Annotated in this window: 11 protein-coding genes and 1 pseudogene; 2 read left to right on the top strand and 10 right to left on the bottom strand. The window is 63.5% G+C overall.

Features of this window, described 5'->3' with window-relative positions; genetic code table 11:
* Positions 1-126: 126 nt before the first annotated feature.
* Both AB1462_RS29055 and AB1462_RS29050 read left to right on the top strand, forming a co-directional pair.
* On the top strand, positions 127-780 hold the full coding sequence (locus tag AB1462_RS29055) for a metalloregulator ArsR/SmtB family transcription factor (protein ID WP_259191836.1): 654 nt from the start codon (positions 127-129) through the stop codon (positions 778-780).
* Positions 781-820: 40 nt separating this feature from the next.
* The gene (locus AB1462_RS29050; protein ID WP_367248676.1) at positions 821-1,558 is read left to right on the top strand and encodes a nitroreductase family protein; all 738 of its coding nucleotides are present in this window, start codon (positions 821-823) and stop codon (positions 1,556-1,558) included.
* Here AB1462_RS29050 and AB1462_RS29045 read toward each other — a convergent pair.
* The 10 genes and pseudogenes from AB1462_RS29045 to AB1462_RS29000 all read right to left on the bottom strand — a co-directional run bounded on the left by AB1462_RS29045 (position 1,525) and on the right by AB1462_RS29000 (position 15,057).
* Positions 1,525-2,967 carry an efflux transporter outer membrane subunit gene (locus AB1462_RS29045; RefSeq protein WP_367248674.1) on the bottom strand — a complete coding sequence of 481 codons (1,443 nt, stop codon included), beginning with the start codon at positions 2,965-2,967 and terminating at the stop codon, positions 1,525-1,527. The genes AB1462_RS29050 and AB1462_RS29045 overlap by 34 nt on opposite strands.
* On the bottom strand, positions 2,964-6,047 hold the full coding sequence (locus AB1462_RS29040) for a MexW/MexI family multidrug efflux RND transporter permease subunit (protein ID WP_259191839.1): 3,084 nt from the start codon (positions 6,045-6,047) through the stop codon (positions 2,964-2,966). The genes AB1462_RS29045 and AB1462_RS29040 overlap by 4 nt, the downstream gene beginning before the upstream one ends.
* A gap of 21 nt (positions 6,048-6,068) precedes the next feature.
* Complete coding sequence (locus AB1462_RS29035) at positions 6,069-7,175, bottom strand: efflux RND transporter periplasmic adaptor subunit (protein ID WP_259191840.1); 1,107 nt, start codon at positions 7,173-7,175, stop codon at positions 6,069-6,071.
* 36 nt (positions 7,176-7,211) lie between these two features.
* Positions 7,212-7,712, bottom strand: coding sequence for a DUF2165 domain-containing protein (locus tag AB1462_RS29030; RefSeq protein WP_259191841.1), 501 nt, complete (start codon positions 7,710-7,712; stop codon positions 7,212-7,214).
* Between the two features lie 233 nt (positions 7,713-7,945).
* The gene (locus AB1462_RS29025; protein ID WP_367248671.1) at positions 7,946-8,368 is read right to left on the bottom strand and encodes a RidA family protein; all 423 of its coding nucleotides are present in this window, start codon (positions 8,366-8,368) and stop codon (positions 7,946-7,948) included.
* An 11-nt stretch (positions 8,369-8,379) separates the two neighbouring features.
* A pseudogene (locus AB1462_RS29020) lies at positions 8,380-9,962 on the bottom strand (flavin monoamine oxidase family protein).
* Positions 9,963-9,974: 12 nt separating this feature from the next.
* Positions 9,975-10,898: an ABC transporter substrate-binding protein gene (locus tag AB1462_RS29015; protein WP_090406289.1), complete on the bottom strand. Its 924-nt coding sequence runs from the start codon at positions 10,896-10,898 to the stop codon at positions 9,975-9,977.
* Positions 10,899-10,916: 18 nt separating this feature from the next.
* Entirely contained in the window at positions 10,917-11,690 is a 774-nt protein-coding gene (locus tag AB1462_RS29010) for an amino acid ABC transporter ATP-binding protein (RefSeq protein ID WP_090406292.1), read from the bottom strand.
* Positions 11,683-12,648 (bottom strand): amino acid ABC transporter permease, encoded by a 966-nt coding sequence (locus tag AB1462_RS29005; protein ID WP_315339062.1) that lies wholly within the window; start codon positions 12,646-12,648, stop codon positions 11,683-11,685. Before AB1462_RS29005 ends, AB1462_RS29010 begins: the two co-directional genes overlap by 8 nt.
* A 15-nt stretch (positions 12,649-12,663) precedes the next feature.
* Positions 12,664-15,057 (bottom strand): TonB-dependent receptor plug domain-containing protein, encoded by a 2,394-nt coding sequence (locus AB1462_RS29000; RefSeq protein WP_367248668.1) that lies wholly within the window; start codon positions 15,055-15,057, stop codon positions 12,664-12,666.
* Positions 15,058-15,713: the final 656 nt, after the last annotated feature.

Raw genomic sequence — 15,713 nt, 5'->3', positions numbered from 1 at the left:
TTATTTATTATTTTCCTGAGCAGCAAAAATGACTATGCTCATGTCCAATACCCCTTACGCAATGGATGGCGCCAAAGGTCGACGAACTCCAGTGATGCCCTCACTCCCCATGGTTACACGCGATTTATGACCTCCAAACCTGCCGACGATACCCAGTCATCCACCGCTGAACGCATCCTGTTTTTGCTCAAGACCCGTGGCCCGTTGAAAACCACCGAGCTGGCTTCCCTGCTGGAACTCACGTTTGAGGCAACCCGGCAACAAATCCAGAAGTTGCAGGCATCGGAGTTGATCGTCGGCGTTTCCGCGCCCACCTCCGGGGCCGGCCGCCCTTCGTTGAAGTGGGCCCTGACGGACACCGCGCAGAACAAATTCCCGGATTCCCACAGCGTGCTGACCCTGCACCTGATCGAATCCATCGAGGGGGTTTTCGGCAGTGACGGCATCGAGAAAATCATCACCAGCATGGAAGCGACCAATCGCCAGGAGTACGTCCAGGCGTGTTCGCAAGCCTCGTCCCTGGAAGAAAAAGTCGCCATCCTGGTGCGCATCCGCGAACTCGCCGGCTATATGGCGCATATGGAACCCGCGGGTGAAGGTTGGCTGCTGATCGAAAACCATTGCCCGATCTGTGCCGCCGCGCGCAAATGCCAGGGTTTCTGCCGCTCGGAGTTGCAGATATTTCGTGCGGCCATGGGCGACGACACGCTTGTTGAACGTTGTGAACACCTGATCTCCGGCGACCGGCGTTGCGTCTATAACATCCAACCGCGCGCCTGACCGCGCCGCCCCACTCCAGCCGCCCTAAAGGAATAAGGCCATGACCCCGACCATCGATTTGCTCGCCAGCCACCGCAGCGACCGCAGCTTCCATTCCACGCCCGTCAGCGACGAACATCTGGATGCCATCTTGCGGGCCGGTCACCTGGCACCGACGTCATTCAATGCCCAGCATATTTCCGTGGTGGTCGTGCGCGATGCAAACACCCGCCAGCGCATTGCGGCGGTCGCGGGCGGCCAACCCTGGATCGTGTCGGCGCCGGTATTTATCACGCTGGTGGTGGACTTCCACAAGACCTCCGTCGGTGCCGCGCTCAATGGCCAGCAACAGCAGATCCAGCGGCACTTGGAAGGGCTGATCGCCGCCAGCACCGACGGCGGCATTATCCTCAGCACCCTGATGATCGCCGCACGCTCATTGGGGTTGGGCGTGGTGCCGGTGGGCGGCATTCGTGCCAACGCCGAGGCGATGATCGAGCTGCTCGGGCTGCCCGAGCAGACCTTCGCCCTGTGCGGACTGGCCCTGGGTCATGTGCACGAGCCGGCGGCGCAGAAACCGCGCATGGGCATCGAGGCATTCCGGCACTACGAGCGCTACAACCGTGCCGCGCTGGCACCGGCGATCAGTGCCTATGACCAGCACCTGATGCGCCATTGGCAGATCATTGGCCGTGCGGACGGCCAGTCCTGGTCAAGCACCGTGGGCCGCACGTATGCACGCAACTACCGGCCCGACCTCAAGGCTCAGTTGCTGGCCAATGGCTTGTCCGCTGATTGAGCCTGATCCGCACCGCCACTGCCCCAGCCCAGCGCCTTGTATAGCGCGATGGCGTTGAGGTAGGACGCCGTCTCGGCATCGGCCACGTCCTTCTTGATCAGGAAAAATGCACGCTGGTTTTCCAGCACCGCCATGTAGGTGCCCGAACCGCTGCGGTAGCGTTTGCTGGCGATGTCGATCGCCTGCTCGGCATGGGTGGCGGACGCCAGCAACGCGCCCAGGCGGGTCTGGTCCTGCGCCAGGCGCATCAGCGCATTTTCCACATCTTCCTGGGCCTTGAGCAGCGACTGTTGATAGCGCGCCAGGGCACCTTCGGCCTGGGCCTGGGAACCGCGCAGGCGTGCGCGCACGTTGCCCAGGCGAAACGCCGGCCAGTCCACCGACGGCGCCAGCTCATACGCGCGGGACGCGCTGCCCAGGTCGCCGCCGCGCAGGGCGAAGAAGCCAATGAAACCGCCCAGGTTCAGGCGTGGGTACAGGTCGGCCGTCGCGGCGCCGACGTCTTCGGTGCTGGCGGCCAGCAGGCGTTCGGCGCTGACCACATCCGGACGATTGCGGATCAGCTGGTCGACATCGCCCAAGGGCAGTTGCCGGGCCAGGGGCGCGAGGAAATGCGCCTTGGCCAGCGCCTGCTGTTGACGCGGCGGTTGGCCGGTCAATACGTCCAGGCGATAACCGGTTTCCTGGATCCGTGTCAGCAACGGTGGAATCGCCGCCTCACTGAGCAGCAGGTTGGCATGGGCGTTTTGCTGATCCTCGAATTGGCCGCTGCCGGCGCGCACCTGAGCGCTGGTCAGCGCGAGCGTTTCGCGCCAGGCACTGACCTGGGCCTGGGCCACCTCCAGGCTGCGGCTCAAGCCTTGCTGCTCGTAGTAATAACGCGCCACGTCGGCAGCGATGCTCAACTGCATCAGCGCCAGGTCCGCCTGGGCCGCCTGCGAGCGCGCCATGGCCGAGGCCGTCAGGCGTTGCAAACGCCCGAACACGTCGATCTCCCACTGCACATCAAAGCCTGCGCGGTAGGTCTGCGACAGCATCCGCTCGGGCGGCCCACCGTCGAACGGCAACTGCTGCTCCAGGCTGCGGCCATAGGCGGTACGGGCGGTAACGCCGGGATACTGGTCGAGCCGACGGTCATCAAATACCGCACGGGAAGCCAACAGGTTGGCCTGTGCCTGGCGGATGTCATGGTTATGTGCCAGCGCCGTGTCGATCAGGCGATCGAGCTCGGCGTCGTCAAAAAACGACCACCACTGGGCCTGCACCGGCGTCTGTTGGGCAAACAAGGCCTTTTGTGCAGTGACCAGGCTGATCGGCGGGCTCACGGGCTTTTCGTAATGCGGCCCGACCATGCAGCCGTTGAGCAGCGTCAGCGCCAGCACGGTCGTGACAGTTTTGCCGGGCTTCATGGTTCACTCCTCAGGGTTTGCGCCAGGGACTGGGCCCGTGGGGTCGCGGCCGCCACTGAATGCTTGCGGGCCAGCAGGGTGTAGACCGTCGGCAGCACGAACAGGGTGAAGCAGGTACCGATCAGCATGCCCGATACAATTACCACCCCCAGGCCATAGCGGCTGTTGGCACCGGCCCCCGAGGCGAACAGCAGCGGCACCAGGCCGACCACCATGGCCGCCGTCGTCATCAGGATCGGGCGCAAACGAATCTGCGCGGCCTTGCGTATCGCCTCGGAGCGGTCGAGGTGTTCCTGGACCTGCAGGGCGTTGGCGAACTCGACCATCAGGATGCCGTGCTTGCTGATCAACCCGATCAGGGTCACCAGGCCAATCTGCGTGTAGATGTTGATCGTGGCGTAGCCCAGCGCCAGGGGAATCAGCGCGCCGCTGATGGACAGCGGCACGGTGATCAGGATGATCAGCGGGTCCATCAGGCTTTCATACTGCGCCGCGAGTACCAGGTAGATCACGATCACCGCCGCCAGGAACGCCAGCAGCAGCGCATTGCCTTCCTGGGTGTATTGCCGCGCATCGGATTGCCAGTCGTAGCTGAACCCCACGGGCAACTCGGCGGTGACGCCTTCCAGGAACGCCACGGCGTCGCCCAGGGTGACACCGGCCGCCGGCACGCCCTGGAAGGTCGCGGCGTTCTGCTGGTTGAACTGGGTCAGCTTGTTGGGTTCGACGTGCTCGGACACCTGGATCACCGTCGACAGCGGAATCAGTGTGCCGTCTTCCGTGCGCACATACTGGCGGGTCAGGGCTTCGGGCGTCAGTCGCTCACTGCCCGGGCTCTGGGCAATCACATCATAGGAACGGCCCTCCAGGCCAAAGCGATTCAGGTAGTTTTCCCCCACCAGCACCGCCAGCGATTCTCCGATGTCCTGCATGCGGATCCCCAGGCTGTTGGCCTTGGCCCGGTCCACCCGCACCTGTACCACCGGATTGTTGTAGTCCAGGTCACTGTCGACCACGGCGAACAACCCACTGTCGCGGGCCTTCTGCTTGATCTGCTCCATGGTTTCGTACAGCACGCGGTAATCCTGGGAGCTGCGCAGCACCAGTTGCACCGGCAGGCCACCGGTGGACCCCGGCAAGGCCGGCAGCTGGAAGGCAAAGATGCTGGTGCCTTCCACATCGTTGGTGGCGGCTTGCAGGTCGACCTGGATCTGCGCGGCGGTGCGCTCGCGCTCGCCCCACAGCGTCAGGTTGATGCCGCCAATGCTCGAGGCGATGCCGTCGCTGCCATTGATGATCCAGGTACTGACGGTTTCCGGCAGCCGCCCGTAGACCTCATTCAGCTTGGCGGAAAAACGCTCGACGTATTCCAGGTTGGCATGTTGCGGCGCCTTGATCGCAGTGAGCAACCCGGCCTGGTCCTCTGTGGGCGCCAGTTCCCGCTGCGGCAACTGGTACAACCACGGCAGGCTGATCATCACCAGCAAGGCAAACAGCCCGCTGAGCCAGCGATGCCGCAGCGACAGGTCCAGCACCTTGGCATAGCGCAGCGCCAGGCCGTCGAAGACGCGGTTGGCCACGTGTGCCATGCGCCCTTCCGATTGCTTGGACTGCAGCAGGAACGAACTCATGACCGGCGACAACGTCAGCGCCACCACGCCGGACACGATCACCGCGCCGGCCAGGGTCAGGGCAAACTCACGAAACAACGCGCCCGTGAGGCCGCCCATCATGCCGATAGGCGCATACACCGCCGCCAAGGTAATGGTCATGGCGATCACCGGGCCCGCCACTTCTCGCGCGCCGACCAGGGCGGCCGCCACCGGGGTCTTGCCCTCCTCGATATGCCGGTGCACGTTCTCCACCACCACAATCGCATCGTCCACCACCAGCCCCACGGCCAGCACCATCGCCAGCAGCGTCAACAGGTTGAGACTGAAACCGAACGCCAGCATCAGCGCCGCGGCCCCCAGCATCGACAAGGGGATGGTCACCACCGGAATCAGTACCGTGCGCAACGACCCCAGGCACAGGTAGATGACGATCACCACGATCAGCAAGGCTTCGAGCAAAGTCTTCATCACTTCGTCGATGGAGGTCTGGATAAAGCGCGCGGTTTCAAACGCCAGCTCGGCCTTGACGTCCGGCGGCAGGGTCTTGCGCACGTCCGGCAAGAGTTTCTTGATCCCGTCGACGATCACCAGCGGATTGCCGCCGGGGGTCGGGAACAATCCCAGGTGCACGGCCGAAACGCCGTCCATGGTGGCGCTGGTTTCGCTGGACGCCGCGCCCAGCTCCACGGTGCCGACATCCTTCAAGCGCACCAGACCGTTGCCATCGTTGCGCAGCACCAAATCGCGAAATTCATTGACGTTGGTCAGGTCGGTATTGACCCGCAGGTTGGCCACCACGAACAGGCCTTTGACCTTGCCCGGCGCCGCCTGGTAGTTGTTGCGGCGCACCGCGTCGGCCACATCGGCGGCGGTCAGGCCACGAGCGGCGAGCCGTGCGGGGTCGATCCACAGGCGCATCGCCAGGGTTTGCCCGCCGAACACCTGGACCTTGGCCACGCCCTCGATGGTGCTCATCACCGGCTCCACCACCCGCGCGAGGTAATCGGTCAAGGCCGGGGTCGACAGGGTCGGGCTGGAAAATCCGATATAGGCCACCGCCGTCGACTCACCTGAAGAGCGCTCGATCACCGGGTCATAGGCCTGCTCCGGCAGCCGGAAACGCACCTGGTTGACCTTGGCCATGACTTCCGTAAGTGCCTGGGTCGAGTCGCGGTTGAGCTCCATGCGCACCGTGACCACGCTGCGCCCCTGCACCGACGAACTCGACAAGTAATCCACGCCTTCCACCGACGACACCGCCTGGGCAATCGGTTGCGTGACGAAGCCCTGCATCAGGTCTGACGAAGCACCGGGGTATTCGGTGGTCACTGTGATGGTGGAGCTTTCCAGCATCGGGTACTGGCGGATCGGCAATTGCAGCAGGGACATGGCCCCCAGCAGCAGGATCAGAATACTGACGACGAGCGCAAGCACTGGCCGCCGAACGAAAATATCGGTGAAAGTCATGAGCGTTCTCTGGGCGAAGAATCAGATGCCCGTCACAGGCGGTTTGGACGCAGGCAGGGCCAGGGTGTCATCAGTCGCCTGCACCGCCATGCCGTCACTAAGCTTGAGCTGCCCGGAGGTCACCACCTGGTCACCCTCGTGCAAGCCTTCCTGGATCTGGACCCAACCGTCCTGGCGCTGGCCGATTTTCACCGCCACCCGCTTGACCACCAGGGCGGCGCCCTTATCCGGGCGGGCGAGAAAAACGGTATCGCCGTAGGCGGTGTAGGCCACCGCCGTTTCCGGCACGGTCAGCACATCGGCCACTTCGGTATCGGCCACTTTGACGCTGGCGTACATGCCCGGCTTGAGGGGGGCCTCCGACCTGTCCAGCGTGGCCTGCACCTGCACCGTACGCGAGCGGCCGATCATCGGGTCGACGGCACTGATCCGCGCCTTGAACACCCGGTCAGGGTAGGCGTCGATCAGCACGCCCACGGCTTGCCCGACGGCCAGGCGGCGGCTGAGCTGCTCATCCAGGGAAAAATTGACATAGAGGACCTCGGTGTTGACCAGGCTGACGATACGGTCGCCGACATTGAGGTACTGCCCTTCGTTGACCTGGCGTATGCCGAGCACTCCGGCGAAGGGTGCGCGGATAGTCTTCTGGGCAATCAGCGCCTGGACTTTTTTCAACTCACCCTGGGCCATGTCATGGGCGGCCCGGGCGTTGTCGAGCTGCTCCTGGGTCGCGGCGTTTTCCCTGACCAACCCGGTCACGCGCTTGCGGATGATCTCGGCATTGCGCACCTGGGCCTGCAGCCGTAACTGCTCGGCCTGTTCCGGGGCATCGTTGAGTTTGACCAGCACCTCGCCAGCCTTGACCTGGCGGCCCGACTCGAAGTTGATCAAGGTGACCCGCCCGCCGACCTCGGCGGAAACCTGCACCTGGGAGGCCGCTTCCAGCTCACCGACGCCGGCGAAATACACATTGGCCGGGCGCAATTGCACCGCCCCCAGGGCCACCTTGGTCAACGCGCCGGCCGGGGCATCGGCGGATTGGGCCTGGGACGGCGCGCGCGACATCATCACCACCGCGATGACCGCCACCGGAATCAACACCAGGCTGGTTATCTTCTTCTTGTTCATGGACGTCCTTATCACGATGAGTGTGTTACGCGCGGTTCACAGCCAGCTGTGGTTGAACAGGAAGAAGGCCAGTACCGCCCAGATCGACAGCACCAGGTGAGTCAGTTGCAACCCCTCCTGACGAATCCAGTAGCCGAACCACAAGCCCCCCAGCAGCATGGCGAAGACAAACGCCGAAAACGCGCTCAGGGCGAGGTTGAGCCAGGGCCGTGCCGACAGCAGGCCGTCGCCGATGATCAAGTGATAACTGCCGGTCCAGGCCGCGAGCGCGGCGACCAATTGCAGGGCCAGCACCACCAGCAGGGCCAGTTGGTGCAAACGGGGTGAACGCACGGCCCGCACCAGCAAGGGAATCTCGATGGCGGGGCTCTGGCGCAGCGGCTCCATGGCCATGGTCGCGCCTACCGCGCCTACCGAGCTGCGAAACGCTTGCCAGTTGTTAAGCACCGCGATGCTCAGCCACAGGCTCAAGCCGACAGCCTGTACGCCCAGGAACACCGACATCGAGTGACCCAGTAACCATGCCTCCACAGTCATTCAAACCTCCGTATTTGCCGAAAGGGAAATCCAGCCTCAGGTATATACACAAGACATTGCTTGGATAATACGGCGCAGGCGTTTAAATACAAGATTTATCTTTTTGCGCGAGGGGGTTCAGGAAGGCTGGAAACGCGGTGTGGCAAGCGCCCGCCGGGGCGTTCGGCGCAGTCACGCCGAAGCCCGGAAGCGGTTGTGAGGGGGCTGGAGGGGGGGTTACTTGCGAGGGATTGTCAGGCCGTCCTGGCGGCGATGGCTTCGATTTCCACCAGTGCACCGGGCAAGGGCAAGGCCACGACTTGCAACGCGGTGCGTGCCGGCTTGTTCGGCTGCTCGGGGGTGCCGAAGAACTGCGTATACCCACGCTGCAACCCGGCGAAATCCAGCTTGCCGCCCGTTTCCTCGGCGCCGACCAGGAACACGCGCAACTGCACGATATCGCCCAGGTCCAGGTCTTGTTGCCGCAGGACAGTACGCAGTTTGTTGAACACCGAAACCGTCTGCACCTCGGTGTTGCCGTAGACCCCTGGAACATCTGAATCAGCCAGGTCCGGCAAGGTCCCGCTGACAAAGATCAGGCTGGCGGACGCCGGTACGGTGACGGTCTGCGAGATCGGGAAATCGCCGACGCTGGTGCGTTGAATGCTGTCGCTCATGGTGTGTCTCCTTAAGAGGCGGCGAGTGCCGCGACCTGTCGTTGTTGGGTCACGCGGTCAGCCAGTTGCGCGACCACATGCCGCGCCGAGTTGGCCGCCGATTCCTGCCAGATGCCCACGCCGCTTTGCACCAGGCCGTCGCCGGCGAAGTACACACGGCCGTGGCCCTGTTCGAGCAAGGCGCTGGCATCGGCCGGGAAGTGTTCACGTTGCAACCACGGGCCTTCGCTGAAGGGGATCTGTTCCCAGGACACCGCCAGCGGGTGGCGCAGGTGTTTGGAATAGCCCGGATGCAGCAACTCCACGGCCTCCTTGGAGGTGGTGTACTGCTGGTCGAACGGTCGCGCGCCAAACACATCGGCGCCCTCCCCGGTCACGTAGCCTGCGACCAACAAGCCCTCGCGGGTGTTGAGGTCGTTGCTCGGGTACCAGAGCAGGCGCGCCGGGTGTTCGATCCACGACAAGCCGCCGTAGGTGCGGTAGTCGGTTTCCCAGAAGCGTGGGGATTGCCACGCCACCTTGGTCGCCTGGTCGCTGCGGGTGCTGAGCAAGGCGGCCTTGATCGGGTCGCTGAAGTCGGTATCGAGCTTGGCCAGCAGCGGCAGCGGCAAGGTCGAGACCAGATAGTCGGCGCGTACCACCTGCTCGCGACCGCTGCGTTGGTCGTGATAGGTCACGGCCACGCCGTCTTCCAGCTGGCGGATCCGGCGCACCTGGGCGCCCAGTTGCACGTGATCGCTGACGCGCCGGTAGAAGGCGTCGGTGATGCGGTCCATGCCGCCCACCGGCTGGAACATGGTCGCCGAGAATTCCGGGAACTCGGTGTGCAGCAAGGCGCCCCACAGCTCGGGGTGCAGCAGTTGGTCCAGTGCCAACGGGCTGCGGCTGGCGGGCAAGGCGCCGGGATGTGCCGGGGATTCGAGGTGCCCCGAACGGATCGTGCCCTCAAAGGCCAGCTCTTGGGACAGGTCGCCATACACGTGCAAAAACCCCAGCAAGCGCGTGCGTTCCTCGGCGCTCAGCACATCGTCGAGGGCATCACGCTGCACCGCTTTGGCCAGCAACCCGGACAAGTGCCCGCGCGCATCATTGATCGCCTGGCCGACGGTGAAAGCCGGCTGGTTCACATCCGGCCGCACCTGGGCGCCATGGCTGCTGTTGACCAGTACTTCCAGCGGCACCCCCAGCTCACTGCAATAATCGAGGATCGTGCGGTGCTGGCTGGGATCCGTGCCGGCCCGGCGTTGAAGTAATGCCCCGGCTCGAACGCGGCGGTCTGCGTACGGCCATCCTTGTAGTCCACGCGGTCGCCATGGCGGATTGTCCAGGTACGACCGCCGACCCGCTGACGGGCTTCCAGCACCTGCACGCTGAACCCGGCGCGGGTCAGTTCGAGGGCGGTGACCAGCCCGGCAATCCCGGCGCCCAGCACCAGCACACGGGTGCCCTGCCCCAGGCCGTCCTTGAGCTTCAACGGTTGCGGCCGCCGATGCGATGACGGCCCCAGGCCGAGTACCGCGAGTGCATCCTTGACGGCTTTTTCGCCACCTACCGCAGCGATGCTCGACAACGCTTCACGTCGTGTCAGTCCCATGTCGATTGCTCCTTAATCCGGCAGGCCCGGTGGGTTGATCAGCGATTTGTCGACGCGCTCAACATCCAGGCCCCAGCGTTGCAGCACCTGCGCGTATTGGCCGCCGGCAATCGCGCCTTCCAGGGCGGTGTGGATCGGTTTGACCAGGCCGTTGTCCTTGCGCGTGGTCACGGCAATGTCCGCCTGCAATGGCCAGCCGCCGTTCACCGTGCCGACGCGCTTGATGCCCCCGGTAATCGCCGCCGAATAGGCGTACACCGAGTTAGGCCCGAACAGCGCATCGCTGCGCCCCGACTGCACCGCCAGCTGCCCGGCGGCCTGGTCGTCGAAGTACTGCAACAGCGCAGGCTTGAGGCCGGCCTTTTCGTTGGCCTCGTTCCAGGCCAGCAGGACTTTTTCCTGGTTGGTGCCGGAACCGACGATGATCTTCAGCCCGGCAATATCGGCTGCCTGCTTGATCTCGCTGATCTTGCTGGTGCTCTTGACGTAAAAGCCGAGCACATCCTGGCGATAGGTGGCGAAGTCAAAGCGTTTCTTGCGCGCCTCGGTCACGGTGACGTTGCTGATCACCGCGTCGTACTTGCCCGAGCTGACGCCCAACGGCCAATCCTCCCAACTGGTCTGCACCACATTGAGTTGCAGGCCGAGGCTGTCGGCCACCAGTTGCGCGGTGTCGGCTTCGCTGCCGATGGTGGTCTTGTCGTCGCTGGCCAGCAGCGCCAGGGGCGGCCCGGCCACGCCGGACACGGCCACGGTGAACGTGCCCGGCTGGGCGAACTTGAAGCCCGGCGGGATCTGCGCAATGGCCGCTTCGTTACGCGGCACATGGATGCGCGGACGGTCGGGGCTGAGGTCGACCTGTTGCACGGCGAATGCGCTTTGCGCGGCACTGACGGCCAGCGCCAGCAGGGCCACGCGGGTGGTGTTGATGAACATGGGCAGTCACTCCTTGAACTAAAGCACCTTGCCGAGAAAGGCTTTGGCGCGGGGATGTCGGGGTTGGCGGAAAATCTGTTCGGGCGGACCCTCTTCGATCAACTCGCCGTCACAGAGGAACACCACGTGGTCGGCCACTTCACGGGCAAAACCGATTTCATGGGTGACGATCACCAGGGTCACGCCCAGTTGGGTCAGGCCCTTGATCACGTCGAGCACTTCGCCCACCAGTTCCGGGTCGAGGGCCGAAGTGGGTTCATCGAACAGCAGCACCTTGGGGTCCAGCGCCAGTGCGCGGGCAATCGCCACGCGTTGTTGCTGGCCGCCGGAAAGCTGGCGTGGGTAGGCATCGACCTTGTCCGCCAGGCCGACCTTGGCCAGCAGTGCCGTAGCCTTGGCCTGGGCGTCGGCCTTGCTCCAGCGTTTGTGCGCCAGCGGCGCCTCGGCGACGTTTTCCCAGGCGGTGAGGTGCGGGAACAGGTTGAAGTTCTGGAACACAAAACCGACGTCGATACGGCGCTTGAGAATCTCGCGTTCCTTGAGCTCGTAAAGCAGGTCGCCCTTGCGTCGATAACCCACGTATTCACCGTCGATGGTGATGTGCCCGCTGTCGATCTTTTCCAGGTGGTTGATGGTGCGCAGCAAGGTCGATTTACCCGAGCCGGACGGGCCGAGAATCACCGTGACCTTGCCTGGATCGATGGTCAGGTCGATGTCTTTCAACACCTGTTGATTGCCAAAGCGCTTGCCCACGCCCTGGATCTGGATACGGCCGGCACGGGCTTCACTCATGGCTTTTCTCCTTCAACCAGCGGCGCACACGTTGCAACGGCGTGGGCGGCAGTACCCTGGCCGTACCCCGTGCGAAATGACGCTCGACGTAGTACTGGGCGCTGGTGAGCACGGTGGTGATGATCAGGTACCAGACGGTGGCGACGATCAGCAGCGGGATCACCGCCTGGGTGCGGTTGTAGATGACCTGCACGGTGTAGAACAGCTCCGGCAGGGCCAACACGTAGACGATGGAGGTGCCCTTGACCAGGCCAATGATTTCGTTGAACCCCGACGGCAGGATCGAGCGCAGCGCCTGGGGCAGGATGATCCGGAAGATGCGCCGCGAGGCCGGCAGGCCCAGGGCCGCCGCCGCCTCATGCTGGCCGGCATCCACACCGATCAGGCCGCCGCGAATGATCTCCGCCGCATACGCCGCCTGCATCAGGCTCAAACCCAGCACGGCCACGGTGAATTGGCTGAGCACGTCCACCGTCGACCACTCGGCGAACACCACGCTGGTGAACGGCACACCGAGGACGATGTGGTCGTACAGGTAGGCGAAGTTGTAGAGGATGATCAGCACCAGCAGCGCCGGCATCGAGCGGAAAAACCAGATGTAACCCCAGGCCAGGGCCGCCAGCAGCGGCGAGCCCGACAGCCGCGCCAACGCCAGCGCAGTGCCGAGGATGGCGCTGAACACCGTGCTCAGCAGCGTCAGCAACAGCGTCTGGCCGAGGCCACGCAGCACCGACGGCGAGAAGAACCACTGGCCGAACACGCCCCACTCCCAGCGCGGGTTGGTGGCCAGGGAATGCACGATGGCGAGCAGCACCAGCGCGGCAAAGATCGACCCGGCCCAGCGCCAGGGATGCCGCGCGGGCACCACCTGCAGGGCTTTGATCGGTGTGGACACACGGGCCTGGCGCACCGCGCCGGGCGAGTCAATCAGGTCATAGGATTTGGCAACGATGGGCATGGTGTATTCCTCGGCCTAGAAGGCATAGGTCAAGCGGGTGTAGTAGTACCCGCCGGTAAAACCGTAGGGCGAATAGGTGCCGTAGCTGCTGACCATGGTGCTGCTCGGTACCCCTTGTTTTTTCGGGTAGACGTCGAACAGGTTCTTGGCGCCGATGGCCACGTTGAGGTCTTTGGTGAGGTTGTAGCCAAGGTCGAGGTCGGTGATCCACTTGGCGCTGTAGACCCGGTCGAGGCTGCGGTCATCGGAGACGTTGACCTCTTTGTAAGAGCCGTAGCGGGTCAGGGCCAGGTTGAGGTTGAAGCGCTCGATGCTCCAGTCGCCACCGAGGATCAGCTTGGTGCTGGGCTGCACGCCGGTGATCAGGTTGCGGGCCTGGCGGTCCATCAGGTCATAGGCCGTGCCCAGGATCGTGGTGGATTCCTTGTAGCTGAGGATTTTGGTCTGGTTCCAGTTGAACGCGGCGGTCCATTTCAGCGCGCCATAGTGGCCCAGGTCCTGGCTGTAGTTGCCGACCAGGTCCAGGCCTTTGGTGCGGGTGTCGGCGCCGTTGATGAAGTACTGGCCGCCGGAGGTGGAGGTGATGCCATTGCCTTGCAGCACCTGGGTGATTTCCGGGCCGAGCAAGGTGCCGGTGAGGGTGATGCGGTCGCGCAGGTTGATCACGTAGGCATCGGCGGTGAAGCTCAGGCGATCGGTTGGGGTCAGCGTGAAACCCAGGCTGAAGTTGGTGGAACGCTCGGGTTTCAGTGCCTGCGCACCCAAGGCTTGGGCAGCGGCCGAACCTACCGGCAGCACGCCGTAGTTGATCGATTGGTAGACGCCATCGACCACGCCATAGGTGGTGGACCGCGCACTGAACAGGCTGTTGGCCAGGGATGGTGCACGGAAGCCATTGCTCACGGTGGCGCGCACCGCGAACTGCGGGGTGAAGTCGTAGCGGGTGGTCAGCTTGCCGCTGCGGGTAGCGCCCACGCCCTGGTTGTAATGCTCATAGCGAAACGCGGTGCCCACGTACCACTCCGGCACCGGGTTGAAGCCCACGTCGACGTAGCTGGCGAGGCTGTTGCGCGAGGCGCTGCTTTCTTCATCCGGCGAGATGCCGTTAGTGACCTGGGCCCCGGACGACGCACAGTTACCCGGTGCCACGCAGTAGCCGCCGTTGGCATAGGACTCATAGTCACCGGCCTGCACCTCGTAGGTGTCGCGGCGATGTTCGAAACCGTAGCTCAGGTCCAGCGGCTTTTGCAGGCCGATGTCGAAGCCGCGCTTGAAGTCGAGGTTGGTGGTCAGCTCGGTGGAAATCCAGGTGCCGGAGGTGAAGCTGTTCGGCGTGGCCTCGCCCAGGGACGGGTTCTGGTTATGGGTGGTGCCCTGCTCCGCCGCGTTGCGCCCGTAGGTGGTGGACAAGTCCCAGTCCCACGCGCCGAGCGTACCTTTACCGCCGAATGCGGCCTGGAAGTCGTCCTCGTCGATATACCAGGTCGGCGTGTAGCCGCCGGGGTAACCGTTAGGCCCCGTGGTAATGGTGTTGGTGATGGTCGGCAGGCGGAAGTTCTGGCCCTGCTCGGCCTTGCGCCGCGAATAGGTGGTGAAGGAATACAGGCTGAAACTGTCATCGACCGGCAATTCGGCGTTGTAGCCCAAGGTCAGCAGGTTGGTCTTCGGTGTGCCATAGCCGCCGTAGGTGGCGCGACCCGCCTGCTCAAAGGCTTGGGCGTAGGTGTAGCCATTGGCGCTGGCCTTGTTGTCATCGTTCTGGCTGCGCGCGTCCAGCGCCAACTGCACGATGCCGCCGTTGCCGATCTCGAAGCCCTTGTTGAGGCTTTGCTGCACGGTCTGTTTCTTGCCGTCGTAACCCTGGCCGACGTTGGTCACCGACGTGCCGCTGGTGTCGGCCTTGAGGATCACATTGATGACCCCGGCGATGGCATCGGAGCCGTACTGGGCGGCGGCCCCATCGCGCAGGACTTCGACGTGGTCGATGGCGCTGATGGGGATCAGGTCCAAATCGGCCGGCGCGGCACCGGTGTTGATGCCGTTGATGTTCAGGGTCGCTGCGGTGTGGCGGCGCTTGCCGTTGACCAGCACCAGCACTTCGGCGGCGCTCATGCCGCGCAGGTTCGGCGCACGGGCAATACCGCTGGCGTCCCAACCGGTTTTTTCCGGTAGGGTCAGCGACGGGATCACCGCGCTCAATGCCTCCATCAAACCGGGCTTGCCGGTGCTTTGCAGTTGCTTGGCGCTGACCACATCGATCGGCACCGGGCTGCTGGTAACGGTGCGTTGTTCGGCGCCACGGTTACCGGTGACCACCACGGTGGACAGGGTGCTGTCGTCCTGGGCCTGGGCAGTGTTGGTCAGGATCGCCAGCGCCAGGATGGCGGTCGGTTGTAAGGCTTGCTTCATAGCCACTCCAGACATTCCAAATCGCGAAGTCGGGCAGTCACGCGGGCGGGCGCGGTGCTCGGTTTTTTCAGGGGTGTTGCGGCGATTGGGGGACTAGGTGTGGGGCAGTCGAGGGGTTTGAGTCGGCAACATACGTTGAGCTCCCTTCCAACGATTCTGCCGCGGGGATGATCACCCGGTTATGGCGCGCAGAATCTGAATCACGCTGGGTACCATCCGAGGTCAGGGGTAGGCTGTTGCGATCAAACATAACGGAATGGGTTTTGAAAATATAATGCTGTTTTGGTATAAGCTAATATTCTCTAATTTTATTATTTTTTAGTTTTTTTATTCATATAAATAATGTCTTTTGAGATTGGCCTTTAGCTCAGGCCGAGGTCTACCTGATGTAGGGAGATCAAACTGTGGGAGGGGGGCGACGATTCGACTTGCCCCCGATATAGCCAGTGGGTCAGCTACAGATGCATCAACTCACACTCCCCCATCGGGGGCATGGGTATCTACACAACTTTTCAGCCTCTGACAAATCTCCCTGTGGCGAGCGGGCTTGTCCCGCGTTGGGCTGCGTAGCAGCCCCAGTAAAGCAGAATGCGGTGTATCAGAAACTCCATAGCGGCTGTTTTGGGGCCGCTACGCGGCCCAACGCGGGACAAGCC

Source organism: Pseudomonas sp. SB113, from assembly GCF_040754745.1.
Taxonomy (GTDB): Bacteria; Pseudomonadota; Gammaproteobacteria; order Pseudomonadales; family Pseudomonadaceae; genus Aquipseudomonas; species Aquipseudomonas grimontii.
Note: the sequence above shows the minus strand (reverse complement) of the source record. Positions and strands in the feature narration are given on the sequence as shown.

Bases quoted from the DNA above. Each gene is read 5' to 3' on its own strand.
- AB1462_RS29000 (WP_367248668.1), bottom strand. From the start codon at position 15,057: ATGAAGCAAGCCTTACAACCGACCGCCATCCTGGCGCTGGCGATCCTG.
- AB1462_RS29010 (WP_090406292.1), bottom strand. From the start codon at position 11,690: ATGAGTGAAGCCCGTGCCGGCCGTATCCAGATCCAGGGCGTGGGCAAG.
- AB1462_RS29025 (WP_367248671.1), bottom strand. From the start codon at position 8,368: ATGAGCGACAGCATTCAACGCACCAGCGTCGGCGATTTCCCGATCTCG.
- AB1462_RS29045 (WP_367248674.1), bottom strand. From the start codon at position 2,967: ATGAAGCCCGGCAAAACTGTCACGACCGTGCTGGCGCTGACGCTGCTC.
- AB1462_RS29055 (WP_259191836.1), top strand. From the start codon at position 127: ATGACCTCCAAACCTGCCGACGATACCCAGTCATCCACCGCTGAACGC.
- AB1462_RS29030 (WP_259191841.1), bottom strand. From the start codon at position 7,712: ATGACTGTGGAGGCATGGTTACTGGGTCACTCGATGTCGGTGTTCCTG.
- AB1462_RS29050 (WP_367248676.1), top strand. From the start codon at position 821: ATGACCCCGACCATCGATTTGCTCGCCAGCCACCGCAGCGACCGCAGC.
- AB1462_RS29035 (WP_259191840.1), bottom strand. From the start codon at position 7,175: ATGAACAAGAAGAAGATAACCAGCCTGGTGTTGATTCCGGTGGCGGTC.
- AB1462_RS29015 (WP_090406289.1), bottom strand. From the start codon at position 10,898: ATGTTCATCAACACCACCCGCGTGGCCCTGCTGGCGCTGGCCGTCAGT.
- AB1462_RS29040 (WP_259191839.1), bottom strand. From the start codon at position 6,047: ATGACTTTCACCGATATTTTCGTTCGGCGGCCAGTGCTTGCGCTCGTC.
- AB1462_RS29005 (WP_315339062.1), bottom strand. From the start codon at position 12,648: ATGCCCATCGTTGCCAAATCCTATGACCTGATTGACTCGCCCGGCGCG.